Here is a 22,153-nt window from a genome sequence, read left to right on the forward strand (position 1 = left end):
CAGCGAAGCCCCCTGCGGGGTGAATGGGCGTGGTCACAAACGCCCAACGGGAGCCCACCATGACAGGTGGACTCCCGTTGGGTACGCCCCGGACGCGGTCAGCGCCGGGCCGTTTTTGCCAGTACCGGCGCGCCTAGTGCTGGCGTGCCGAGCGGCGCCGGACCAGCAGCAGGCCGCCCAGCATCAGCAGCAGGGCGATGCCGCCGGCCGCACCCAGGCTGAAGCCGGTGCTGGCCAGGTTTCCACCGGCGGCAGGTGCCGTCGTGGTTGCCGCGGCGCTTGCCGGCGCCATGGAGGAGGCAGCGGCCGACGTCGTTGAGCTAGCCGAGGCCGTCGGGGCGGCGGACCCGCTCGGATCCATCGTCGCCGTTGCCGTCTTGCTCGGATCCGTCGTTGCCGTGGCCAAGCCAGTCGGGTCAGTGGTCGGCGTCGCCGTCTCGGAGGGATCCGTCGTCGGGTCGGTCGTCGGCGTCGCCGTGGGACCCGTGGTCGGGTCGGTCGTCGGCGTCGCCGTCTCGGTCGGTTCCGGTGCGGCGCCAATCAGCCGATCACTGCCCACCACGCCGGTGGTGCGCAGGCCCAGCTCGTAGATCACGGGCTTCTCAACGGCAGCCCGGGCCAGTGCCGGGGCCGCAGCTGCGGAAAACAGGATCCGCGCACCCGTGATTGAGTCCTGGGTCAGTGCCGCCTCCTGGAAGCTGAGCGAGGGGTCCAGCGTGCCCAGGGTGGTCCAGCCGTCGCCGGTCTGGACCTGGAGTTCGCCGGCGGCGTGGCCCACCACGACGATCGACTTGATGGCCTGGGCGCTCGGCAGCGTACGGGTCAGGTTTGAATCGGCAACGGGTGCCGTGGCCGCCTCGAATGCGGTGGAGATGTCGGCGTCGAAGGCGCTGGCCGGGCCGGTGCCGTTGGCGCCCGCGAGGTCGCTGCTCAGGTCGGTGATGACCGGGAACACCTGGAACTCGCGGACCTTGACCCACTGGCCGCCGGAGTTGACGGCCGCGGCCACCATGCGCACGTAGCGGGCCTGTACGGGGGTGGCGAAGCTTTGCTCGATGCGCGGCTTGGTGTCGAAGGTGCCGGCGGCAGTCCAGGCGGTGCCGTCCTCCGAGTACTCCACGCGGGCGTGGTAGATCATGTCGCCGGTGGTGGTGTCCGAATCCGACTGCTGGATCAGGACCTTGCCCACCGTCTTCACGGAGCCCAGGTCCACCGTGACGGAGGAGCCCACGGCCGGCGGGGCGCTTGACCACCAGAGGCTGGCGGGGTCGCCGTCGGTCATCTTGTTGGCCGTATTGTTCGAGTAGGTGCCCAGCGAGGAGCTGGCCGTGGCCGCGTACTTGCCGGCGGCGGGCGCTGCCGTGACGTTCAACCAGGTGTTGTAGCGTGCCTGGGCGGCGTCAATGAACGTCTGGAAGACGCCGTCGCCCACGGACGGGACGATGACGTTCTGGGCAATGCCGCCGTTTCCGTCAAGGTCGGGAACGGTGGCGGCCAGCGCCTGTGCCTTGGCGTCGCCGGCGGCCAGGACGGCGTCCGTGGCGACGGAGCCGTGGCCGGCCTTGATGCCCGTGAGCATGGTGATCTGCTTGTCCATGGCGTCGGCCCAGTGTGCGGCGGCGTCGATCCACGGCTTGGCGTCGTCGTAGAAACCCTTCATGGACATGGCGGACAGCGTTGCCGGGAGCGCCTTGATGACGGCCAGCCGGTCGGTCAGCGGCTTCATTCCGGCCGTGTTGCCGGCGTCGTACGCGGTCCAGAAGGCGGCGATGTCGGCGCTGAGGGCCGGTGCCGTCTGGGAGGTGGGGCGGTACGGCTTCCAGCTCTGGTTCAGGTCGACGAACACCTCAAGAGCGTTGCGCACGGCGGCGTCGGGGCCCGCAAGTTCGCTGATGATGGAGCTCTGCGTCGTGGCCGCGTTATAGGCGGGGCCGTTCCAGGAGTAGTCGGCAAAGCCGGCAAGATCGATCATGGAGGCGTAGGCCTCGATCATCGGGTTGGAGGTGATGCCGTCGATGTGCTTGTACAGGTTGGGGTCGCGGCCCTCCACCGGGTTCAGGAACAGGCGCCCGCGCTGGCCGTCGTTGACCGGCAGGTTGTCCCAGATGTACAGGTGGCTGGTGTTGTAGCTGACGGAGGCCTTCGTGACGGAGTCCTCGGTAATCTGGTCGGAGAAGACGCCTTCGCCGGTCCACTGGATCAGCACCGACTTGTCCACCATGAGGCCGAACTCGCCCTTATAGGGGTCGGCGCCGGAGCCGTTGTAGTTGGTGGGCACGGTCTGCAGCGGCTGGAGGTTGTTCGGCTTGATATAGCCGTTGACGATCCGGTTGAGGTAGAACGCCTGTGCGTCGGCCAGCTTCAGGAAGCCCGCCGCCTTGAACTTGTCAATGTCCGACTGGCACCGGAGGTTGAGCGGGATGTCGTCCAGGGCAACGTAGAAGCTGCTCACGCCAATGGAGCGCAGCTGGTCGAACTTGGCCGTGGTCTTGGCATAGTCGTCGTCGCTGGAATAGCAGACGTCGTTGCCCGGGGACAGTGCGAACGTGAAGTTCACGTGGTTGGCGTTGGCCGCGTCCACGAGTTCCTTCAGCTTGGCCAGTTCGGCGGGCGGGTACAGGTCCCGCCACTGGGAGCGCAGGTAGGGATCGTCCTTGGGCGTGTAGATGTAGGTGTTCATCTTGTGCTTGCCATAGAAGGCCAGCTGGTCCAGCCGGGCCTGGTGCGACCACGGGATGCCGTAGAAGCCCTCGATGGCGCCGCGAATCGACATGAGCGGCCAGTCCTTGACCTTCATGGCGGGCACGACGCCGGACTTCACGGTCTGGCTCAGGCTCTGCACGGCGTAGTAGGTGCCAGTGGCGTCCTTGCCGTCCAGCACCAGTGAAGGCTTGCCGGAAACGGTTCCGGTGGCAATGACGTAGCCGTTGGCGGCCAGTGCGTCGGCATTGCCGGCGCCGACGGCGGTCAGGGCGGCGGGCAGGGCGGCGTTGTCCGCCGTCGTGCCCAGGAAAACGGTGGCGCCCGCCGGGTTGGCCGCGTCAACGAAGCTGGCCGTGCCGCCCGCCTTCGCGATGACCTGGGCCAGCAGGGCCTTGGCCGAGGCGTCGGTGCCGGCACCGGCCGCGACCTTGACGGTCCCGGTCAGCGGGACGGGCACGCCGTCGGTGCTGATCTCCTGTGGTGCGGGCAGGATCTGTGGAACGGCCGGGGCGGCCTCCGCCGCCGGAAGGGACTGCGGCGACAATGCCATCATCCCGCCCCCCGCAACGATCGCCAGGGCCAAGGCCCCGGTGGCCGCATTCTTGATGACACGCCTCATGCTGCTGGTTCCCCTCAGTTGAAATGCAAGCGCCCGCACAGCTCGTGTTATGGATCACAAAATCGCGGGACAGTTGCTGCCACCCTAGTTACGCGGCAGTTAGTGCGTCAAATGATTACGTTCCACTCAGAAACCTTCAATTGCGGCTGGCCGGAGGCGGCGGTCGGCGCGCAGCCACCTCCGAAAACACCCATCAGCCCGGTTGCCGAAGCCACGCAAGCGGATAGGCTGGCAGCAGGAAACGCAGGGCCGGATCCGGCCGCGAAGCAAGGGGAGAAAACAGTGAATATTGTGTTCAAGTTGCTCGGCATGGGCGTCAGTCTCGGCGCCGGGTTCGTGGCCAGCAAGATCGTGGACACCGCGTGGGAAAAAAGTACCGGAAACAAGCCCCCCAAGGACGGTACCGACCTTGAGAACAGCCTGCGCTCGGCGCTGACGTTTGCCCTGGTCTCCTCGGCCGTGGCCGCCGTCATCCAGGTCCTGGCCGGGCGCACCACGCAAAAGGCGATCGCCCGCTTCAACCAGCACCCCGAAGAGGTCTAGCTGCCCCGCGTCCCGTGCGAAGGCGTCCCGTGCGGCGGGTCGACCGCCGCGGCCACCACGTCGTTGAGCTCGTCGACGCTGAGCAGTTCGGGGCGGCGGTGCTTGGTGCGGTAGCCGGCACGGCCCACCATGTGCGCCGAGACGGGCACCGTGAGCAGCTGGAACAGCCAGGCCACGAGCAGTACGGGCAGCAGCGACCACAGCCGCAACTGAAGGCCAACGGCCGTGAGCATCAGGAACAAGCCCAGCACCTGCGGCTTGGTGGCGGCGTGCATCCGGCTCATGAGGTCCGGGAACCGGAGCAGGCCGATCGCCGCGGCCAGGCTCATGAGCGAGCCCAGCACCAGGGCGACGCCGCTGAGGACATCGAGGATGCCGTCCACGCTCATGCCTCCTCCTTCCGATGCGCCACGAACCGTGCCACCGTGACCGAGCCAATGAAACCGATCACGCTCAACACCACCAACAGGGCCAGGTTGTCGGTGTGCCGGTTCAGGGCCATCTCGGTGGCCAGCGCCGCGCCAAAGATCGCCAGCAGGACGTCGGCGGCGATGACCCGGTCCAACAAGGACGGCCCGGCCGCAATCCGGTAAATGGTGCCGGCCGCCGCCAGGGACAGCACGACGGCGACAATCACCACCACGATCTGCATGCCTGTCATGACGCCTCCTTGCCGTTGGGGCCGCTAGTGCCGTTGATGGGACCAGTGCCGTTGCCGGGCCTGACGCCGGGTGCGGAGGATTCCGTCCGCAGCGCCGCCAGTTCGTCCCGGGTGCCCATGATGCGGATCAGCCTGGCTTCGATGTCCTGGATGCCGGCCCGCACCTTTGCCGAGTCCTCGGCGTTCTTCACGTTCAATGCGTGCACGTACAGCGTTGAGGTGCCGCGGTCCACCTCCACCACGAGCGACCCCGGGATCAGCGACAACACGTGGCCCACGGCCGTCATCATCAAGTCCGAGGTGGTGCGCAGCGGCACAGCGATCACGGCGTTGCGGATCCGGGGGCCGCGGACGGCCGCCAGGTAGAACACCTGGACGCTGGCCACCGTGACCTCCTTCAGGAACCACAGCGCGAACACCACGGCCCGGGGAACGTTGAACCGGCCGCTCAGTTCCACCGGCGGAAGGTAGAACGCCGCGGATACACCCACGGCGATGAGGGCGCCAAACACGAGGTTGCCGAGGCTGAAGTCCTGCCACAGGGCGCCCCAGATAAAGATCAGCCAGATGATCAGCGGGAGCTTTTGCCATCGGCCCGAGCGGGTTGCGGGGCTGGTGCGTGCACTCACGGGGCACCCGCCCCGCTGCCCAGGACGGCTTCGATGTAGGGCGTGCGGGCCACCATGCTTTCGGCGGCATGTTGGCTCAAGTCGAACAGCGGCCCGGCGAAGACACTCATGGCGACACCCAGGGCCACCAGGCCCATCGTGGAGTACACCATCATGCGCGGCAGGATCGGGACCTCATTCTCACCGGAGAACCGCCCTTCCGTGGCGTCGACGTGCTTGCTGGTGCGCAGGGCGCGCATGCTTTCCCCGCCCGTGGAGTCCGGCGCGGTGGCCAGCAGCACGGGGTCCGGGTCCTCGGCGTCGGCCGTGCTGCGCCAAAACACCTTGTTCCAGACGCGCGCCATGACCAGCAGCGTCAGCAGGCTGGCCACGACGCCGCCCACCACCAGCAGGTAGGCCAGCGGGGTGCCGTTGGCGACGCCGGCCTGCAGCAGCCCCAGTTTGCCCAGGAATCCGGAGAACGGCGGAATGCCGGCAAGGTTCATGGCCGGGATGAAGTACAGCACGGCCAGGATCGGCGAGAGTTTCGCCAGCCCGCCCAGGCGCCCGATCGCGGAGGTGCCGCCGCGCCGTTCGATCAGGCCCGTAACCATGAACAGGCTGGTCTGGACCGTGATGTGGTGGATGACGTAGAAGACCGTGGCGGCCAGCCCGATCACCGAGGACAGCGCCACGCCGAAGATCATGTAGCCGATATGGCTGACGAGCGTGAAGGACAGCATTCGCTTGATGTCCGTCTGGGCCACGGCGCCCAGGATGCCCACCAGCATGGTCAAGAGGGCCGCCCACATCAACACGGCGTTGAAATGATCGGTGGGGAACAGCAGCGTCTCGGTGCGGATGATCGCGTAGACGCCCACCTTGGTGAGGAGCCCGGCAAACACCGCCGTCACGGGCGCGGGGGCCGTGGGGTAGGAGTCGGGAAGCCAGAAGGACAGCGGGAACACGGCCGCCTTGATGCCGAACGCCACGAGCAGCAGCACGTGCAGCAGGTGTTGGGTGCCCGGATCCAGCTGACCCAGCTTGATGGCCAGGTCGGCCAGTGTGACGGTTCCGGTGGCTCCGTAGACCATGGCGATCGCGATCAGGAACAGCAGCGAGGACACTACGCTGACCACCACGTAGGTGATGCCGGCGCGGATGCGCGAGCCCGTGCCGCCCAGGGTCATGAGCACGTAGCTGGCGGTCAGCAGGATCTCAAAGCCCACATAGAGGTTGAACAGGTCCCCGGCCAGGAAGGCGTTGGATACGCCGGCCACCAGGATCAGGTAGGTGGGATGGAAGACGGAGACCGGGCCGCTTTCGCCGTCGGCCGCGCCCTGGCCGGAGGCGTAGGCCAGCACGGCCAGGCTCACGGCGGAGGAGATCACCAACAGCAGCGAGGAGAACTGGTCGGCCACCATGACGATGCCGAACGGCGGCGCCCAGCCGCCCAGGTGGACGGCTATGGGCCCGGCGTTCCACACCACGGCCAGCACCCACACCTCCAGGGCCAGCGTGATGGTCAGCGTGCCCAGGCTGACCCGGCGCTGGGCGCGGGGGTGGCGGATGAGCACGAACGCGAGCGCGGCGCCCAGGAAGGGAAGGGCGACGGCGAGCGGGGCAAGGGATGCGATGCTCATGCGGTGTCCTTTCCGGTGGCGGGGCGGTCTGCCTGATTGCGGTCTGCGGCGGGTTTCTTGAACGTGATCCCGGGGATCATTTCCCGGCTCGCGGCGGGCTGGTTGTTTTCGTGGAAATCGGAGATTTCCACCGCGATCTCCGAATCCTCCTCGGCGTCGAAGAGCGCCTGGTTGGCCACCCTGCGGTCCTCACGGTCATCCTGGATGTGGTCGGCCCTGCTCAGCAGCCACGAGCGGTAGATCAGGCTGAGCATGAACGCCGTGACGGCGAAAGAGATCACGATCGAGGTGAGGATGAAGGCCTGCGGCAGCGGATCGTTATATTCCGTTGCCGGAATGTTCTTGTTGAAGATCGGCGCCAGCCCGGAGTATCCGCCCGTCGCGAGCAGCAGCATGTTGGTGGCGTTGGCCAGCAGCATCAGGCCAAGGAGCACCCGGGTCAGGCTGCGTTCCAGCAGCAGGTAGATGCCGATGGCGTAGAGCACGCCCATCACCAGGAGCAGTGTGAGGTTGATGCTCACCGTCCCACCTCCAGGGGTTCGTCGTCTTCAATCATGGTGATGGCGCCGATGCCGTCTTCCTCGTGCTGGTCGATTTCGGAGCCAAGGCTGCGCAGCACGTCGACCACCAGGCCCACCACCACCAGGTAGACGCCAATGTCGAACAGGGTCGAGGTCACGAACTTGACGTGCCCAAACACGGGTAGGTCGAACGTGAGGATGGCGCTTTGGAAGATTTCACCGCCAAAGAACAGGGGCGCGATTCCGGTCAGCGCGGCCGCGGCGAGGCCAAGACCCAGCAGCGTTCCGGCGGAGATCCGTGTGGCCTCGGCCAGTTCGAAACGGCCGCCGGCCAGGTACCGGATGGTCAGGGCCAGCCCGGCCACGAGGCCGCCGGCAAAGCCGCCGCCCGTGCCGTTGTGCCCGGCCAGCAGCAGGTAGATGGACAGCACGATGATGCTGTGGAACACGAGCCGGGCCACCACCTCGATGATGATGGAGCGCCGTTCCGGGGCCAGCGTCCGCCCGGCCACGAGCCACGGGTTGCCCGGGGCGTCGGCGAACCGTTTGGCCAGTTCGACGACGGGGCTGGGCGACATTCCCTCCTCGCCGATCCTGCCGATGCTGCCGGTGGCCACGGTTTCGGCCCGGGCCAGGCGCTGGCCCCGCCCGCGCACGAAGATCAGGCTGGCCACGCCGGTCGCGGCGATGGCCAGGACGGAGATTTCCCCAAACGTGTCCCAGGCGCGGATGTCCACGAGGGTCACGTTGACCACGTTGAGTCCGCCACCGCCGTCGTAGGCGAGCTGGGGCAGTTCCAGGCTGACGGGGACGGCGATCCGCGAGCCCATGGCCACGATCCCCACCACCACCATGACGGCGCCGAAGCCGAGGCCCAGGATCATGCGCAGCACCTTGTGGCTGCCGGCACGCCGTTCCTGCAGGCCCGGCGGCAGCGACCGCATGGCGAGCACGAATGCCACCAGGATGATGGTCTCCACGAGCATCTGCGTCAGGGCAAGGTCGGGTGCGCCCTGCAGCGCGAAGATCAGCGCCACTCCGTAGCCGGTCACGGAGACCATGAGGACCGCCATGAAGCGCTTGTTGGCCCGGGCCGCGGCCACGGCGCCCACCAGGATGACCACGGCGGCCACCAGCTGGAACGGCGAGCCGGGGTCCAGGAAGTATGTTTTGTCGCTCCAGTGCTGTTCCGTGAGGATCAGCACGGCGCCAATGGAGGCGATCGCGGTGCCCAGGATGACCACGAGGTAGAAGAACAGCGAACCGCGCTGCGTGCGGCCCGTGACCCAGATCGACACCAGGTCCAGCACCACGATCGACTGCCGGTACCCACGTTCCAGGTCGACGACGGCCGGCAGCTTCCCCTGGAACGCCTCGAAACGGCGGCGGGCCAGGAACAGGGCCAGCCCGCACACCACCACCACGGCGCTGAGCGCAAGCGGCAGCGTGAAGCCGTGCCACAGCGAAAGGTGCAGGGCGTGCGGGTCATAGGCCGGGAACAGTGCGCTGTAGGGGGCAATCCAGCCTTCGACCGGCTTGGGGAAGAGCCCGTAGGCCAGCGTCAGCACGCTCAGCAGGGCCGGGGCGCCCAGGAACAGCCAGCCCACGGACTTGAACGGGGTCGCGGACAGCTCGGGCTTCCGCGCGAATCCGCCCCACATGAACCGGGCGCTGTAGGCAAAGGTCAGGATCGAGCCCAGCACCAAACCGGCCAGCACCACGACGCCGATCAGGTGGCCTGCGGGCCCGTAGCTCGCGTTCGCGGCAAAGGCGGCGAACACGGATTCTTTGGCCACGAAGCCGGCCAGCGGGGGCAGGCCGGCCATGGAGGCGGCGCCGATCAGGGCTACCACGCCCAGTGCGGGGGCGCTGCGGAACACGCCGGAGAGTTTGCGGATGTCGCGGGTGCCGCTTTGGTGGTCGATGATGCCGACCACCAGGAACAGGGCCGCCTTGAACAGGCCGTGCGCCAGCACCATGGCCATGCCGGCCAGGGCGGCTTCCTTGCTGCCCAGCCCCACGATCAGCATCAGGAAGCCGAGCTGGCTCACGGTGCCGTAGGCGAGGATGAGCTTGAGGTCGTGTTGGCGCAGGGCCCGCCAGCCGCCCACCAGCATGGTGGCCAGGCCCAGGACGGTGATCAGCACCTGCCAGTATTCGGTGCCGGAGAAGCCGGGCGCCAGCCGGGCCACGAGGTAGATTCCGGCCTTCACCATGGCCGCCGCATGCAGATAGGCACTGACGGGGGTGGGGGCGGCCATGGCGCCGGGAAGCCAGAAGTGGAACGGCAGCAGCGCCGACTTGGTCACGGCGCCCACCAGGATCAGGGCGATGCCGATGTCCAGGACCATCCCGGGAGTGCCTGTGGCAGCCACCAGCGCGGGGGCCTTGGCCAGTACGCCGGAGATGCTGTACGTGCCGGCGCTTTCGCCCACCATGATCAGGCCCACCAGCATGGCCAGGCCGCCAAAGGTGGTCACCATGAGCGCCTGCAGCGCGGCGCGGCGGGCCGCGATGCGGGTGCGGGCGTAACCGATCAACAGGTAGGAGAGCACCGTGGTCAGTTCCCAGAACACGAACAAGAGGATCAGGTTGTCGGCCGTGACCAGGCCAAACATGACCCCGGCGAAAGCCAGCAGCTGGGCGCCAAAGCCGCCCAGGCCGGCGTCGGCCGTCTTGAAATAGCGGGCACAGTAGGCCAGGACCAGGGCGCCGACGCCGAGCACCAGCAGGGACATCAGCCACGAGAGCTGGTCCATGCGGAAGGTGAGGTTGAGATCCAGGACCGGGATCCAGGGGATGTCGATGACGGGACTTATGGCCGTGGGGGAATATACGGCACCGTACTGGGCCAGCAGCCAGATGAAGCTTCCCGCGGGGACGGCGGCCAGCACATAGAAGGCGGCGCGGCCCAACCTGGAAAACAAAAGGGGCGCGAGAATGGCCACGATGAAATGTACACAGAGGACAATCAGCACAGTGGGCTCCGCATTGTTCGGGCTGGGACGTCTGAAGCGCAGGAGAAAGGCGTCGGATTCCGACCACCCCAGCCTATCAAGAGGGCGCGAAAATCCATCAGCGGCACGGCGCATACCACCCCCGATGTGGCGGCAATCACGTAGTCCGGTACAGCTGCTTCATGTTCACCTTTGTATTGCGGCAGCCGGATAGCATGTGCGTTATGACTGAGTATCCCCCGACTGCCGCGCTTCCGCCCGCAACCGCAGCCAAAAAGCCCGGCACGCTCTGGCAGGTTGTTGCGTGGTCTGCGTGGGACTGGGGCGGGGCCGCGTTCAACGCCGTCATGACCACGTTCATCTTTACGGCCCTGTACCTGACCACCGACGCCTTCGGCGGGGCCAAACACGCCACCGCCGTGCTCGGCTACACCCTCTCCGTCTCCGGCCTGGCCATCGCCCTGCTGGCGCCCGTGGCCGGGCAGCGCACCGACCACAGCGGCCGGCGCAAACTGTGGCTGGGCATCAACACCCTGCTCGTGGCATTGCTGACCGGGGCCTGCTTCTTCGTGCAGCCGCACGAATCATTCCTGCTGCTGGGCTGCATCCTGATCGCCGCCGGCACCGTCTTCTTCGAGATTGCCGGCGTCAGCTACAACGCCATGCTGCTGCAGATCTCCACCAAGCACAGCATCGGCAAGATCAGCGGCTTCGGCTGGGCGGCCGGCTACCTGGGCGGCATCGTGGCCCTGCTCATCGTGTTCTACACGCTCATCAAGCCCGACGTCGGCATCTTCGGAATCACGAGCGCCGACGGCATGACCTACCGCGCCGTGGCCGTGTTCTCCGCGATCTGGATCATCATCTTCTCCATCCCCGTCCTGCTGGCGATTCCGGAGTCGACGGTAAACCCGGACATGCCGCGCGTGGGATTCTTCCGGTCCTACCTTGAACTGTGGCGGACCATCAAGCGGCTGGCGAAGACGTCCCGGCACACGCTGTTCTTCCTGATTTCCAGCGCCATCTTCCGCGACGGCCTGGCCGCCATCTTCACGTTTGGCGCCGTCGTAGCGGTGGGCTCCTTCGGCTTCAAGACCGGCGACGTGCTGATCTTCGCGATCGCCGGCAACGTGGTGGCGGCGATCGGCGCTCTGTCCGCGGGGTTCTTTGACGACAAATTCGGTCCGAAATCGGTCATCGTGGTGTCGCTGATCGGCCTGCTCGGCTCCGGCACGGCGCTGTTGTTCCTGCACGGCAAGACCGCGTTCTGGGTCTTCGGGCTGATCCTGACCCTGTTCGTGGGTCCGGCGCAGGCGTCCGCGCGGGCCTACATTGCGCGGCTGGCCCCGGAGGGCCAGGAGGGCGAGCTGTTTGGGCTCTACGCGACCACGGGGCGGGCCGCGTCCTTCATTGCCCCGGGCCTGTTCGCGCTGTTCATCAGCATTTTCGACTCCCAGCGCTGGGGCATCCTGGGCATCCTGGTGGTGCTGCTGGCCGGTTTGCTGCTCCTGCTGCCGGTCAAGGCCCCGCCGCACGCCGGCGCCGTCGGCCATTAGGAGCGCCAGGTCCGTAGGGACCGTTAAAAACGTTGAGGGGCGGATCTCCGCCCCTCAACGTTGGTCCACCTAGATGCTGGTGCGGTGGAAATTCAGGAAGGACCGTGAGGCCGTGGGGCCGCGCTGGCCCTGGTAGCGGTTCTGGTGCGGGCCGGTCCCGTAGGGGTTCTCCGCCGGGGAGCTGAGCTGGAAGAAGCACAGCTGGCCAATCTTCATGCCCGGCCACAGCTTGATGGGCAGGGTGGCCACATTGGAAAGCTCCAAGGTGATGTGGCCCGAGAAGCCAGGGTCGATGAAGCCGGCCGTGGAGTGCGTGAGCAGGCCCAGGCGGCCCAGCGAGGACTTGCCCTCCAGGCGTGCGGCAACGTTGTCCGGCAGCGTGACGGTCTCGTAGGTGGACGCCAGTGCGAACTCGCCGGGGTGCAGGACGAACGCCTCGTCGGGGTCCACCTCCACCATGCGGGTCAGCTCGGGCTGTTCCTCCGCGGGGTCGATGTGCGCGTAGCGGTGGTTGTCAAAAAGCCGGAAGAACCTGTCGATGCGCACGTCGACACTCGACGGCTGCACCATGGCGGGGTCGTAGGGGTCCAAGACAATGCGCTTGGCGTCAATTTCGGCACGTATGTCGCGGTCAGAGATCAGCACCCTCTAAAAATAGCGCACTTGCCGCTGGTGACCCGGCGCGGGGCGGCCGGACGGGACTTTTTTGACCTCCGCGAGCGTTGAATTCAATCGTGGGCGACAGACGCCCTGGGACTAAGGTAGGACCATGAATATTGAAGAGACTCCGCTTCCCGGCATTGGAGTCCGCCGGGAGCTGCGACTCGCCAACGGCCGCCGCATGGGTGTCGTGACCCATCGGGACGGCCAGACCGAACTCATTATTTCCCGCCGGGACGATCCGGACGCGTGTGCGGCGTCGATCCCGCTGAGCGCGGAGGAATCCTCGGCGCTGGGCGCCCTGCTTGGCGCCACCCAGCTCATTGCCCAGCTCTCGGCGGAGCAGAAGGACGTCCCCGGCGTCACCACGCACCAGATCCTGATCCGCGAGGGCTCCGAGTATGCCGGCCGCCCGCTCGGGGACACCCATATGCGCACCCGGACGGGCACGTCCATCGTGGCGTTGCTGCGCGGCGGCGACGTCATCGGTTCACCGCGCCCGGACCAGCTCCTGGAGCCCGGGGACCTGGCCGTCATCGTCGGCACGGATGAGGGCCTTGCGGAAGCGGCCCTGATCCTGCAGTCCCGAACGTAGCCGCGCAGTGGACCCGACCACCCTGTCCCTGATTCAACTCGGAATCGTCTTTTTCGGGTTGGGCTTTTTGGGGCGTCTGGCCGGACGCATTGGCATGTCCCCCGTGCCGCTCTACCTGCTGGGCGGGCTGGCTTTCGGCGAGGGCGGCCTGGTCAACCTTGGCGGGATTGAGGACTTTGCCCACATAGCCAGCGAGATCGGCGTCATCCTCCTGCTCTTGATGCTTGGTTTGGAATATACGGCCCGCGAACTCGTCACGGGCCTGCGCCAGTCCTGGATGGCGGGCCTGCTTGACCTGGTACTGAACATGCTGCCGGGCGTGGCCGTCGCCTTGATTCTTGGCTGGGGCCCCGTGGGCGCACTGGTCATGGCCGGCATCACCTACAGCTCCTCCTCGGGCATCATCGCGAAGGTGTTGGGCGATCTTGGCCGGCTCGGCAACCGGGAGACCCCCGTGGTGCTGGCCATTTTGGTCATCGAGGACCTGGCCATGGCCGCGTACCTGCCCATCCTCACCGCCGTCCTGGCCGGAGTGTCGTTCCTGGGCGGGCTGACGGCGCTGGGTATTTCGCTGGCCGTCATCTCCGCCGTGCTGGTGGGCGCCCTGCGATACGGCCACATTGTCTCCAGTGCCCTGGACAGCCCGGACAGGGAATCGTTCCTGCTCAAGCTGCTGGGCGCCGCCCTGCTCGTGGCGGGTGTTGCGTCGGCGCTGCAGGTTTCCGCCGCCGTGGGCGCGTTCCTGCTCGGCATCGCCATCTCCGGCGGTACGGCCGAGAACGCCACCCGCGTGCTGGAGCCGTTGCGTGACCTCTTCGCGGCCATGTTCTTCGTGCTCTTTGGCCTGAACACCGATCCCGGGACCATCCCGCCCGTGCTGGGCTTCGCCCTGATCCTCGCCGTCGTGACCGCGGCAACCAAGGTCTCAACGGGGTGGTGGGCGGCCAGATCCCAGGGCATTGCCACCATGGGCCGGGCCCGTGCGGGTGCGGCGCTCATTGCCCGCGGCGAGTTCTCCATTGTCATTGCCGGCCTGGCCGTGGCCTCGGGCGCGGTCCCGGCGGAGTTGGCCGCCCTGGCCACCACGTATGTGTTGATCATGGCCGTTTTTGGCCCCGTGGCCGCCCGCTATGTGGAGCCGTTTGTGCGGCTGTTCCAGGGCAAGAAGTCGCCCGAACCCGAGCCCTCCTTCTAAGCCTCCCCTGCCTGCCGGGATGTTCGACGCCGTGGCTCACCACGGGCGGGTATCGACGGTTGGGAGCCACCGCCCTAGGATGGGGCTCATGGGGACGATTGCCGCTCCCACCATCTTCCTGAGGAGAACACCATGGCTTTTGGCAGGCGCAACCGCCCGTCCCTGTTGGGCACCGCGGCCCGGACCGCCGTCATCGCCGGCACGGCCACGGCGGCCAGTAACGCAGTCAACGCCAAAGCGGCGGCGGCGCAGCAGGCGAACGCCGCCCAGGCTCCCGCCGTGCAGCCCGTTCCCGTTGCGCAGCCCGTGCCGGCGCCGGCCGAGGACCTGCTGAGCAAACTGGAACGCCTGGCCGCCCTGCACAGCTCTGGTGCGTTGACCGACGCCGAGTTTGCGACCGTCAAGGCCTCCCTGATCGGCTAGCGGATCGCCACGTTCCGGGGTGTCCGGACAGCGGCTTTTCATCGGCTAGACTTTTCAACGAAGCACCACGCCATCGGGTTTGCGCCTGCGGTCAAGTGGTGTCTCATGCGGGCGTAGCTCAATGGTAGAGCGCTAGCTTCCCAAGCTCGATACGCGGGTTCGATTCCCGTCGCCCGCTCCGTTTTGTGACACCCCGTTCCCTTGGAGCGGGGTGTTTTTTTGCCTCGGCCCAAGGGAACGCAACCCGGGCCGGCGTCGTATTTTCCGCGCCCCGGGGCGTACCGGCGGCCTCGACAATGCGTGTAGGGTCAGCCCTAAGGGGACATTGTGGCCCCACTCTAGGAGTTGGCATGGGCGAGAATTCAGCATTGCGACCGGAACTGCGGCTTGGCGTCTTGGGGCGTTCGCGCAAACCCGACGAGCGCCGGGCCCCCATCCACCCGGAACATTTTTCCCGGATTGAGCGCGACATCCGTGACCGGATGGTGGTTGAGTCAGGGTACGGGCTGAAGTTCGGCGTCAGCGATGCCGCACTGGCGGAGCTGGTGGGTCAGGTGGCCCCGCGTGAGCAGGTCATTGCGCAGGCCGACGTAGTGCTCCTGCCCAAGCCGCAGGCCTCGGACCTGGCTGAGCTGCGGGACGGACAGGTCCTCTGGGGCTGGCCGCACTGTGTCCAGGACAGGGCCATCACCCAGCTGGCCATTGACAAGAAGCTGACCCTGATCGCTTTCGAGGCCATGAACCACTGGACCAGCGACGGCGGTTTTGGCCTGCATGTCTTCCACAAGAACAACGAGCTCGCCGGCTACTGCTCCGTTCTTCATTCGCTGGCACTGACGGGGTCCACGGGAAATTACGGGCGCCGCATGAAAGCCGTGGTGATTGGTTTTGGCGCCACCGCCCGCGGCGCGGTGACGGCGTTGCAAGCCCTCGGCATCCAGGATGTGCAGGTCCTCACGAGCCGCAGCGTGGCCGCCGTCGCAGCCCCCATCCACGCCGCCGAAATGGTGCAGTTCGACTTTGCACCGGAGCCCCCGCATGCCGGCTTCGTGATGTCGGAGGACGGCGATGTCCCCCTGAGCTGGTTCCTGGCCGAGGCCGACATCGTGGTGAACTGCACGCTGCAGGACCCCAACGCGCCCATGACGTACCTGACCGAGGCGGATCTGGACGCGTTCCGGCCGGGCAGCCTGATCGTGGATGTCTCCTGCGATGAGGGCATGGGCTTTAGCTGGGCCCGCAACACGAGTTTCACCGAGCCGATGTTCACGGTGGGCGAGAACATCAACTACTACGCCGTGGACCACAGCCCCAGCTATCTGTGGAATTCCTCCACCTGGGAAATCAGCGAGGCGCTGCTGCCGTTCATCGAGCCCGTCCTCGCCGGTCCCGAGGCGTGGAAGGCCACTGACACCATCCAGCGCGCCATCGAGATCAACGACGGCGTGATCATCAACCCGGCGATCCTTGAGTTCCAGGGCCGCCAGGAAAGCTACCCGCACCTGCCGCTGGCCGAGGGGTAGCGGCCGCAGTAATTCCCATGCCCTAACGGTACTGCCGGGTCAGCGGGCATTCGAACGGGTCGGCGGCCGACAGCCCCACCCGGTTCAAGTAGGCCACGACGATTGCGTAGGACTGCAGCAGCGAGGTTTCGGTGAACACAATGCCGTTGTTCTCGCACGCCCGGCGGACCATGGCGTTGGCACGGTGCAGTTCGGGGCGGGCCATGTCCGGGAACAGATGGTGCTCCACCTGGCGGTTCAGCCCGCCCATGAGAGTGTCCATGACGACGCCGCCGCGAATGTTGCGGCTCGTCACCACCTGGCGGGTGAGGAAGTCCACGCGGCTGCCGGCCTCCAGGATCGGCATGCCCTTGTGGTTCGGGGCAAAGGACGCCCCCATATAGAACCCGAATACCGCCATCTGGACACCCACGAACGCCAGTGCCATGCCCCACGGCAGCAGCAGGAACAGCACCGTCATATAACCGCCAAAACGCAGCACCAGCAGGGCGATCTCCACGTACCTGTACCGCACCCCGCGCCGGCCAAACAAGGTCTTGGCGGAATCGAGCACCAGGCTGAAGCCCAGGAACAGGATCAGCGGGAACAGCAGGGTGCCCTGATGGCGGGTGATGACGGCCGCGAAACCGCGTTTTTGTGCCGCACCCTCCTCATGGAAGGCGACGATTCCGGTGTGGATGTCCGGATCCCTGCCCTTGGTGTTGGGATCCTGGTGGTGTGCCGTGTGCTTTTTGACCCACATGGCGTAGCTCATGCCCACTAGCAGGGGGCCCAGGATCCGCGCCGACCAGTCGTTGGCCCGGCCCGAGGCAAAGATCTGGTGGTGCGCCGCCTCGTGCGCCAGGAACGCGAACTGGGTGAACAGGATCCCCAGCACCGCGGCGATCAGCAGTTGGAACCAGGTCCTGCCGAGCAGCACAAACCCCGTGGCCGCCGATCCGAGGACCAGCAACAGGATGCCGAAGACCAATGCGTAAAAGGTTCGACGCCGTCGCATGAGTCCCGCCGACCGTGCGGTTTTCAGCAGCACGGCATAACTTTCGATGACGGGATTGGTGTGCACGACCCGGCCGGACACCGGCCCGGGTTCGGCGGAGACAGGGATGGGGTTTTGCATGGTGGCACCGGCAGATCAGGGTCGACCTAGTAAGCCGGCGTTGGAAACCGTAAGTTTTACGTCCTTCAATTTTAGCCCCGCAGGCTTAAGAAGGCTCCGGTGTTGCAGCCCCCGAAACCGGCCGGGGAACAATGAACAGCGGCCGCCGGGCGCTGCGCAGGTTGACCTTCAGGGTCAGCTGCCCGCGCTTGGCCAGGACCAGGGCGATCACGCCCGCGGCCAGGGTCGGCATACCACCGGCAATGAGCATGGCCCACTGCACGCCGAGATGCTCGGCAAACCAGCCCATGAGCGGCCCGCCCAGGGCCTGGCCGCCAATGAGCACCATGATGTACAGGCTCATGACGCGACCCCGGATGAGCACGTTCGTGGACATCTGCACCAACTGGTTGGCTCCGGTCAGGAACAGCAGCGAGCAGAATCCCGCCACCACCATGACGGCCCCAAAGCTGGCCATGCTCGGCGCCAGCGAGGCGATCATGAGCACCACGCCGTAGGCGCCGGCGGCCGTCATGACCGAGCGCAGCCGCAGCGTGGCGATCCGGGTCGAGGCCAGAGCGCCCGCCAGGGCCCCGAGCGCAACGAGCGTGTTCAGCAGGCCGTAGCCGCTGGCACCGGCGTCGAACACGTTGTTGGCATAGGCGGCCATCAGCACGGCCAGGCTCAAACCAAAGACGGCGAAGAACGCGGCCATGACCGCGGGCCAGAAGATGGTGGGCTTGCTCAGCGCGTAGCGGACGCCTTCCATGAGCTGGCCCTTGCCACGCTTCCCCGGCGCCATTCTGACCAGCTCGCCCGGGCGGATGAAGATCAGCGAGGTGACGGTGACGGCGCAGGCCAGGGTGTTCACGGCAAACGCCCATCCTCCGCCGACGGCCGTGATCAGGATGCCGCTGACGGCGGGACCCACCATGCCGCCCATCTGGAAGATCGAGGAGTTCAGGCTGATCGCGTTACGCAGCTGCGCGGGGCCCACGAGTTCGTTGACGAAGACCTGGCGGGCGGGCTGGTCGGCCACCACCACCAGGCCCAGGATGAACGCGATGACGTAGATGTGCCAGACCTGCAGGTGTCCCGTCAATGCCAGCACGGCCATGACGGCGGCCAGGATGCCGGCGGCGCTTTGGCTGATCATCAGGATCAGCCGTTTGGAGTACCTGTCCGCCAGGATGCCGCCAAAGGGCATGAGCACCAGGGACGGGATGAACTGCATGAACACGGTGATGCCGACGGCGGTGACGGAGCCGGAGAGTTCAAGCACCATCCAGTCCTGCGCCACTCGCTGCATCCATACGGCGATGACGGCCAGCAGGTTGGCGGAGGCGAAGATGCGGTAGTTGCGGATCTTGAGTGAGGAAAAAGTCTGGTTCCACGGCGGGCGCGTGGTCACAACGTTCATCGGGGCGGTCAGGGCAGCATTCTGGGTTGCTGGAGGGGGCGTCAACGCGTAGTCCTGGGCTGGAAGGGTTGGGGTTCGTCCCTTAAAACCCTAGGCGCGCCCGATCCATGCCGAAAGGGTATGGTGATTATAAGTACCATTGCGAATTGCAATAGTGAGGCGGAGCACCAGCATGCATGACACCCCAACGTTCGATCCCGTCCAGCTCAAAAGCTTCCTGGCCGTGGCCGAAACCCGGAACTTCACCCGGGCCGCGGAACGGCTCGGCATCAGCCAGCCCACCGTGAGCCAGCACGTGCGCAAACTGGAGCAGGCGGCCGGGCGAATCCTCGTGGCCAGGGATACCCGGGACGTCCGGCTCACCGACAACGGCGACGCCATGGCCGGTTTTGCGCGCACCATCCTGGCCGCGAACGACGCCGCCAGCCGGTACTTCTCCGGCGCCGCCATGCGCGGCCGGCTGCGTTTTGGGACGGCGGACGACCTCGCCATCACCGGGCTCCCCCGCATCCTGCGCGAATTCCGCCAGCTCTACCCGCAGATCAACCTGGAACTAACGGTCAGCCAGAGCGACCAGCTGCACCGCCGGCTCAAGGCCGGCCAGCTGGACCTCGTGTTCGTCAAGTGGGTCAACGGCGCGCAGGAGGGCGAGGTGGTCAAGCAGGACACCTTCGCCTGGGTGGGCCTGGAGCAGACCGTGCTGGAACCCGGGGCGCCGGTTCCCGTGATCGCCTACCCCGCACCGAGCCTGAGCCGGAAACTGGCGCTCGACGCACTGGAGGAGGCCGGACGCACGTGGCGGGTCACGTGCACCACCAAGCAGATCAGCGGGGTCTTGGCGGCGCTGCGGGCGGGGATCGGGATCGCCGTCATGCCGACGTCGTTGGTGCCGGACGACCTGAAAATCATCACCCGCCGCTTCGACCTGCCGGCCGTGGGCGACGTCGACTTCACGCTGATCCGCAACCCGCTGGCCAACACCGAGGTGATCGACGCGCTGACCCAGGCCATCATGGGGCGCAAGCTCACCCCGCTCAGCCGGAGGTAACTGCGCCGGCGGTAACATCCGCGGCGGCCGCTTGCGGGGCGGCGGTAGACTGGTGCCGTTATGAACCGAACCATGTTTAAGTCCAAGATCCACCGCGCCACCGTGACCCACGCCGACCTCCACTACGTTGGCTCGGTCACCGTCGACGCGGATCTGCTGGACGCCGCGGACATCCTGCCGGGCGAGCTTGTCTCCATTGTGGACATCACCAATGGTGCCCGCCTGGAAACGTACACGATTGCCGGCGAGCGCGGCTCCGGCGTGATCGGCATCAATGGCGCCGCGGCGCACCTGGTGGGCGTGGGCGACCTCGTCATCCTGATCACCTATGCCCAAATGACGACGGCGGAAGCGCGCGAGTTCGTGCCCTCCGTGGTCCATGTGGATGCCGGGAACAGGATTGTCCAGCTGGGCACCGATCCGGCCGAGGCCGTCACCGAGGGCCTGTTGCGCCCCGCCCTGGCACTTTAGTTTTCGCCACGCGGGTTTTCGCTGTCCGTGCTCCTCGGCAACCACAGCGCCCCGAGCAGTGCCACCACCGTCAGCGCGGTCAGCACCAGGCCCACGTGGTGCAACGCCGCAACCGGCCCCACGGACGCCGCCCCGGAGGCGTAGAGCGTTGCCACGAGCGCCACGCCCAGGGAGCCGGCAACCCGCTGGACGATGTTGAACAGCGTATTGGCGTCGGTCGCCTGGGTGTCGGTCAGGCGCGAGCTCATGGCGAGCAGCAGCGGGGTGCTGACCAGCCCGATCGATGCCGACCGCCCCGTCAGGATGATGGCCGTTACCGCCAGCGGCGTACCCGCGGTGACCAGTAGCAACAGCAGCGTGCTGCCACCGAGCAGCGCCAGGCCGCCCAGGACCATGACCCGCACGCCGATCCGGCCTTGCAGCCAGCTGCCCAGACTCGCCCCGAGCCCCGTCATGATCCCCGCCGGCAGCATGGCCAGCCCGGTCGCGACGGCCGAGTGCCCCTGCACGGCCTGTGCAAAGGTCGGCACCAGCAGGATGGCCGAATACGTGGAAACCGAAGCCAGCCCGCACAGCACGATCGACAGGGTGGGGCCGCGGCTGCGCAGCGCGGCGAGGTCCACCACGGGATTGCTTCGGCGCAGGGCATGCCACGCATAGGCGGCCAGCAACACCGCTCCCCCGCCCAGCAACAACACGGTCCGCGGGTTGTCCCAGCCGCGGCTGCTGCCGGCGTCGACCCCGGAGAGCACGCCCACGAGTCCCGCCGCAAGCAACACGAAACCAACGACGTCGAACCCGGCACCTTCCTGCCGCGCGGGCGCCACTTCCGCCGGAATCCGCCGCGCCGACGCCACGGCCAGGATGCCGATGGGCACGTTGACCAGGAAGATCCAGCGCCAGCCACCCGCACCGATCAGCAGTCCGCCCAACGACGGGCCAAACGCGGGCGCCGCGAACAGCAGGACCCCCGCCACGGGTGAGACAGACTTGGCTCCCCGGCCATTTCCCAGCAGCATGCCCATGGCCAACGGCACCAGCGGCGCACCGCAGATGCCCTGGAGCACCCGGGCCGCGACCAGCAGCTCCAGGGACGGGACCGTGGCACACATCAGGGACGCCAGGGTGAACCCGGCCATCGCCGCGATGTACAGGTTCTTCCCGCCGAGCTTCCGCGCCAGATACGGCGTCAGCGACAGTCCCACGCCGAGCGCCAACAGGTAGCCGCTGACGGTCCACTGGACCTGTGCCAGGCCCGACGCCGTCTCCCGGGCGATCGAGGGAAGCGCCACGTTGACGATGCTCGAGTCCACCATGGACAGCAGCGGGCCCGCCTGCAATGCGAACTGGACCGTGGCGCCAAGCTGGCGGGACCTCGCAGTCCCATGTGCAATTTCCATCACAAGAGATACATTACTCCAGATGCATCTTTGTTCATATAGTCTGCAGCCATGCGCGGATTTGAACTGTACAGGCTGGCCCGGGGGCTCCGGGAGGTCGCCCTGGCCACCAGTGCGGACCCCGGGGAGTACCCCGTTTCCGCCGGCGAACTGGCCGTCATCGAGGACGTTTCACGCCACCCGGCCAGCCCCATCAAGGACATCGCCCAACGCACCCGGCTGGCCCAGAGCCTCGTCTCCAAGACCGTCGCCCTCATGCGCGAGGGCGGAATCTTCGTCACCGAGGCGGACCCGAACGACGGCCGCAAGTCCCTGGTGAGCATTGACCCGCAGGCCCGCATGGAGGTCTTCGCCGAACGCGGGGCCCGGACCATCACTGCCACCCTCGCCGAGGCGCTCCCCACGGCGGACCCGGATACCCTGGCCCGCATGGAGGCGCTCCTGGCGGAGGCCTACGCCATCGTCCAGGAACACGGACGGGCGTAGCCCTGGCGGCCCATTTCGGGCAGCC

20 protein-coding genes and 1 tRNA gene are annotated in these 22,153 nt (G+C 67.0%); 10 read left to right on the forward strand and 11 right to left on the reverse strand.

The window, feature by feature from the left end:
- Positions 1–133: 133 nt before the first annotated feature.
- Positions 134–3,322 carry a beta-N-acetylglucosaminidase domain-containing protein gene (locus AL755_RS22685; RefSeq protein ID WP_107503900.1) on the reverse strand — a complete coding sequence of 1,063 codons (3,189 nt, stop codon included), beginning with the start codon at positions 3,320–3,322 and terminating at the stop codon, positions 134–136.
- Positions 3,323–3,604: 282 nt separating this feature from the next.
- On the opposite strand from AL755_RS22685, the gene AL755_RS20690 reads away from it, so the two are divergent.
- Complete coding sequence (locus tag AL755_RS20690) at positions 3,605–3,865, forward strand: DUF4235 domain-containing protein (protein WP_054012631.1); 261 nt, start codon at positions 3,605–3,607, stop codon at positions 3,863–3,865.
- Here AL755_RS20690 and mnhG read toward each other — a convergent pair.
- Genes mnhG through AL755_RS20720 form a run of 6 tightly spaced genes read right to left on the reverse strand, consistent with a single transcriptional unit; the run spans position 3,862 to position 10,276 of the window.
- Positions 3,862–4,254, reverse strand: a complete 393-nt coding sequence (gene mnhG, locus AL755_RS20695) for a monovalent cation/H(+) antiporter subunit G (protein WP_054012632.1) — start codon at positions 4,252–4,254, stop codon at positions 3,862–3,864. The two genes, AL755_RS20690 and mnhG, sit on opposite strands and share 4 nt — an antisense overlap.
- On the reverse strand, positions 4,251–4,517 hold the full coding sequence (locus AL755_RS20700; protein ID WP_054013227.1) for a monovalent cation/H+ antiporter complex subunit F: 267 nt from the start codon (positions 4,515–4,517) through the stop codon (positions 4,251–4,253). The genes mnhG and AL755_RS20700 overlap by 4 nt, the downstream gene beginning before the upstream one ends.
- 5 nt (positions 4,518–4,522) lie before the next feature.
- Entirely contained in the window at positions 4,523–5,155 is a 633-nt protein-coding gene (locus AL755_RS20705; protein WP_082369468.1) for a Na+/H+ antiporter subunit E, read from the reverse strand.
- A complete protein-coding gene (locus AL755_RS20710; RefSeq protein WP_054012633.1) occupies positions 5,152–6,777 on the reverse strand; it encodes a Na+/H+ antiporter subunit D in 1,626 nt (541 codons plus the stop codon). Before AL755_RS20710 ends, AL755_RS20705 begins: the two co-directional genes overlap by 4 nt.
- A complete protein-coding gene (locus AL755_RS20715) occupies positions 6,774–7,298 on the reverse strand; it encodes a Na(+)/H(+) antiporter subunit C (RefSeq protein WP_082369469.1) in 525 nt (174 codons plus the stop codon). Before AL755_RS20715 ends, AL755_RS20710 begins: the two co-directional genes overlap by 4 nt.
- Positions 7,295–10,276, reverse strand: a complete 2,982-nt coding sequence (locus tag AL755_RS20720) for a Na+/H+ antiporter subunit A (RefSeq protein WP_054012634.1) — start codon at positions 10,274–10,276, stop codon at positions 7,295–7,297. The genes AL755_RS20715 and AL755_RS20720 overlap by 4 nt, the downstream gene beginning before the upstream one ends.
- Before the next feature lie 203 nt (positions 10,277–10,479).
- Here AL755_RS20720 and AL755_RS20725 point away from each other — a divergent pair, with 203 nt between their 5' ends.
- Positions 10,480–11,811: an MFS transporter gene (locus AL755_RS20725; RefSeq protein WP_054012635.1), complete on the forward strand. Its 1,332-nt coding sequence runs from the start codon at positions 10,480–10,482 to the stop codon at positions 11,809–11,811.
- Between the two features lie 69 nt (positions 11,812–11,880).
- On the opposite strand, the gene dcd is transcribed toward AL755_RS20725, so the two are convergent.
- Positions 11,881–12,456 carry a dCTP deaminase gene (gene dcd / locus AL755_RS20730; RefSeq protein WP_054012636.1) on the reverse strand — a complete coding sequence of 192 codons (576 nt, stop codon included), beginning with the start codon at positions 12,454–12,456 and terminating at the stop codon, positions 11,881–11,883.
- Positions 12,457–12,580: 124 nt separating this feature from the next.
- On the opposite strand from dcd, the gene AL755_RS20735 reads away from it, so the two are divergent.
- From AL755_RS20735 to AL755_RS20755, 5 genes are all read left to right on the forward strand, one after another.
- Positions 12,581–13,066, forward strand: coding sequence for a cation:proton antiporter regulatory subunit (locus tag AL755_RS20735; RefSeq protein ID WP_054012637.1), 486 nt, complete (start codon positions 12,581–12,583; stop codon positions 13,064–13,066).
- Positions 13,067–13,073: 7 nt separating this feature from the next.
- Positions 13,074–14,261, forward strand: coding sequence for a cation:proton antiporter (locus tag AL755_RS20740; protein WP_054012638.1), 1,188 nt, complete (start codon positions 13,074–13,076; stop codon positions 14,259–14,261).
- Positions 14,262–14,393: 132 nt separating this feature from the next.
- Entirely contained in the window at positions 14,394–14,684 is a 291-nt protein-coding gene (locus tag AL755_RS20745; protein WP_054012639.1) for an SHOCT domain-containing protein, read from the forward strand.
- Between the two features lie 107 nt (positions 14,685–14,791).
- Positions 14,792–14,862, forward strand: a tRNA-Gly gene (locus tag AL755_RS20750).
- A gap of 172 nt (positions 14,863–15,034) precedes the next feature.
- The gene (locus AL755_RS20755) at positions 15,035–16,207 is read left to right on the forward strand and encodes a N(5)-(carboxyethyl)ornithine synthase (RefSeq protein ID WP_054012640.1); all 1,173 of its coding nucleotides are present in this window, start codon (positions 15,035–15,037) and stop codon (positions 16,205–16,207) included.
- Between the two features lie 22 nt (positions 16,208–16,229).
- On the opposite strand, the gene AL755_RS20760 is transcribed toward AL755_RS20755, so the two are convergent.
- The gene (locus AL755_RS20760) at positions 16,230–17,324 is read right to left on the reverse strand and encodes a fatty acid desaturase family protein (protein WP_054012641.1); all 1,095 of its coding nucleotides are present in this window, start codon (positions 17,322–17,324) and stop codon (positions 16,230–16,232) included.
- Positions 17,325–17,409: 85 nt separating this feature from the next.
- Entirely contained in the window at positions 17,410–18,768 is a 1,359-nt protein-coding gene (locus tag AL755_RS20765; RefSeq protein ID WP_054012642.1) for an MFS transporter, read from the reverse strand.
- Between the two features lie 127 nt (positions 18,769–18,895).
- Between AL755_RS20765 and AL755_RS20770 the strand changes: the two genes are divergently transcribed.
- On the forward strand, positions 18,896–19,771 hold the full coding sequence (locus AL755_RS20770; RefSeq protein ID WP_054012643.1) for a LysR substrate-binding domain-containing protein: 876 nt from the start codon (positions 18,896–18,898) through the stop codon (positions 19,769–19,771).
- Positions 19,772–19,831: 60 nt separating this feature from the next.
- Complete coding sequence (panD, locus tag AL755_RS20775; RefSeq protein WP_082369471.1) at positions 19,832–20,242, forward strand: aspartate 1-decarboxylase; 411 nt, start codon at positions 19,832–19,834, stop codon at positions 20,240–20,242.
- Here the strand turns inward: panD and AL755_RS20780 are convergent.
- Positions 20,239–21,642 carry a DHA2 family efflux MFS transporter permease subunit gene (locus tag AL755_RS20780; protein ID WP_054012645.1) on the reverse strand — a complete coding sequence of 468 codons (1,404 nt, stop codon included), beginning with the start codon at positions 21,640–21,642 and terminating at the stop codon, positions 20,239–20,241. The genes panD and AL755_RS20780 overlap by 4 nt on opposite strands.
- A 51-nt stretch (positions 21,643–21,693) precedes the next feature.
- Between AL755_RS20780 and AL755_RS20785 the strand changes: the two genes are divergently transcribed.
- Positions 21,694–22,128, forward strand: coding sequence for a MarR family winged helix-turn-helix transcriptional regulator (locus tag AL755_RS20785; protein WP_054012646.1), 435 nt, complete (start codon positions 21,694–21,696; stop codon positions 22,126–22,128).
- Positions 22,129–22,153 lie beyond the last annotated feature (25 nt).

Origin of the sequence: Arthrobacter sp. ERGS1:01 (genome assembly GCF_001281315.1) — a bacterium.
Taxonomy (GTDB): domain Bacteria; phylum Actinomycetota; class Actinomycetes; order Actinomycetales; family Micrococcaceae; genus Specibacter.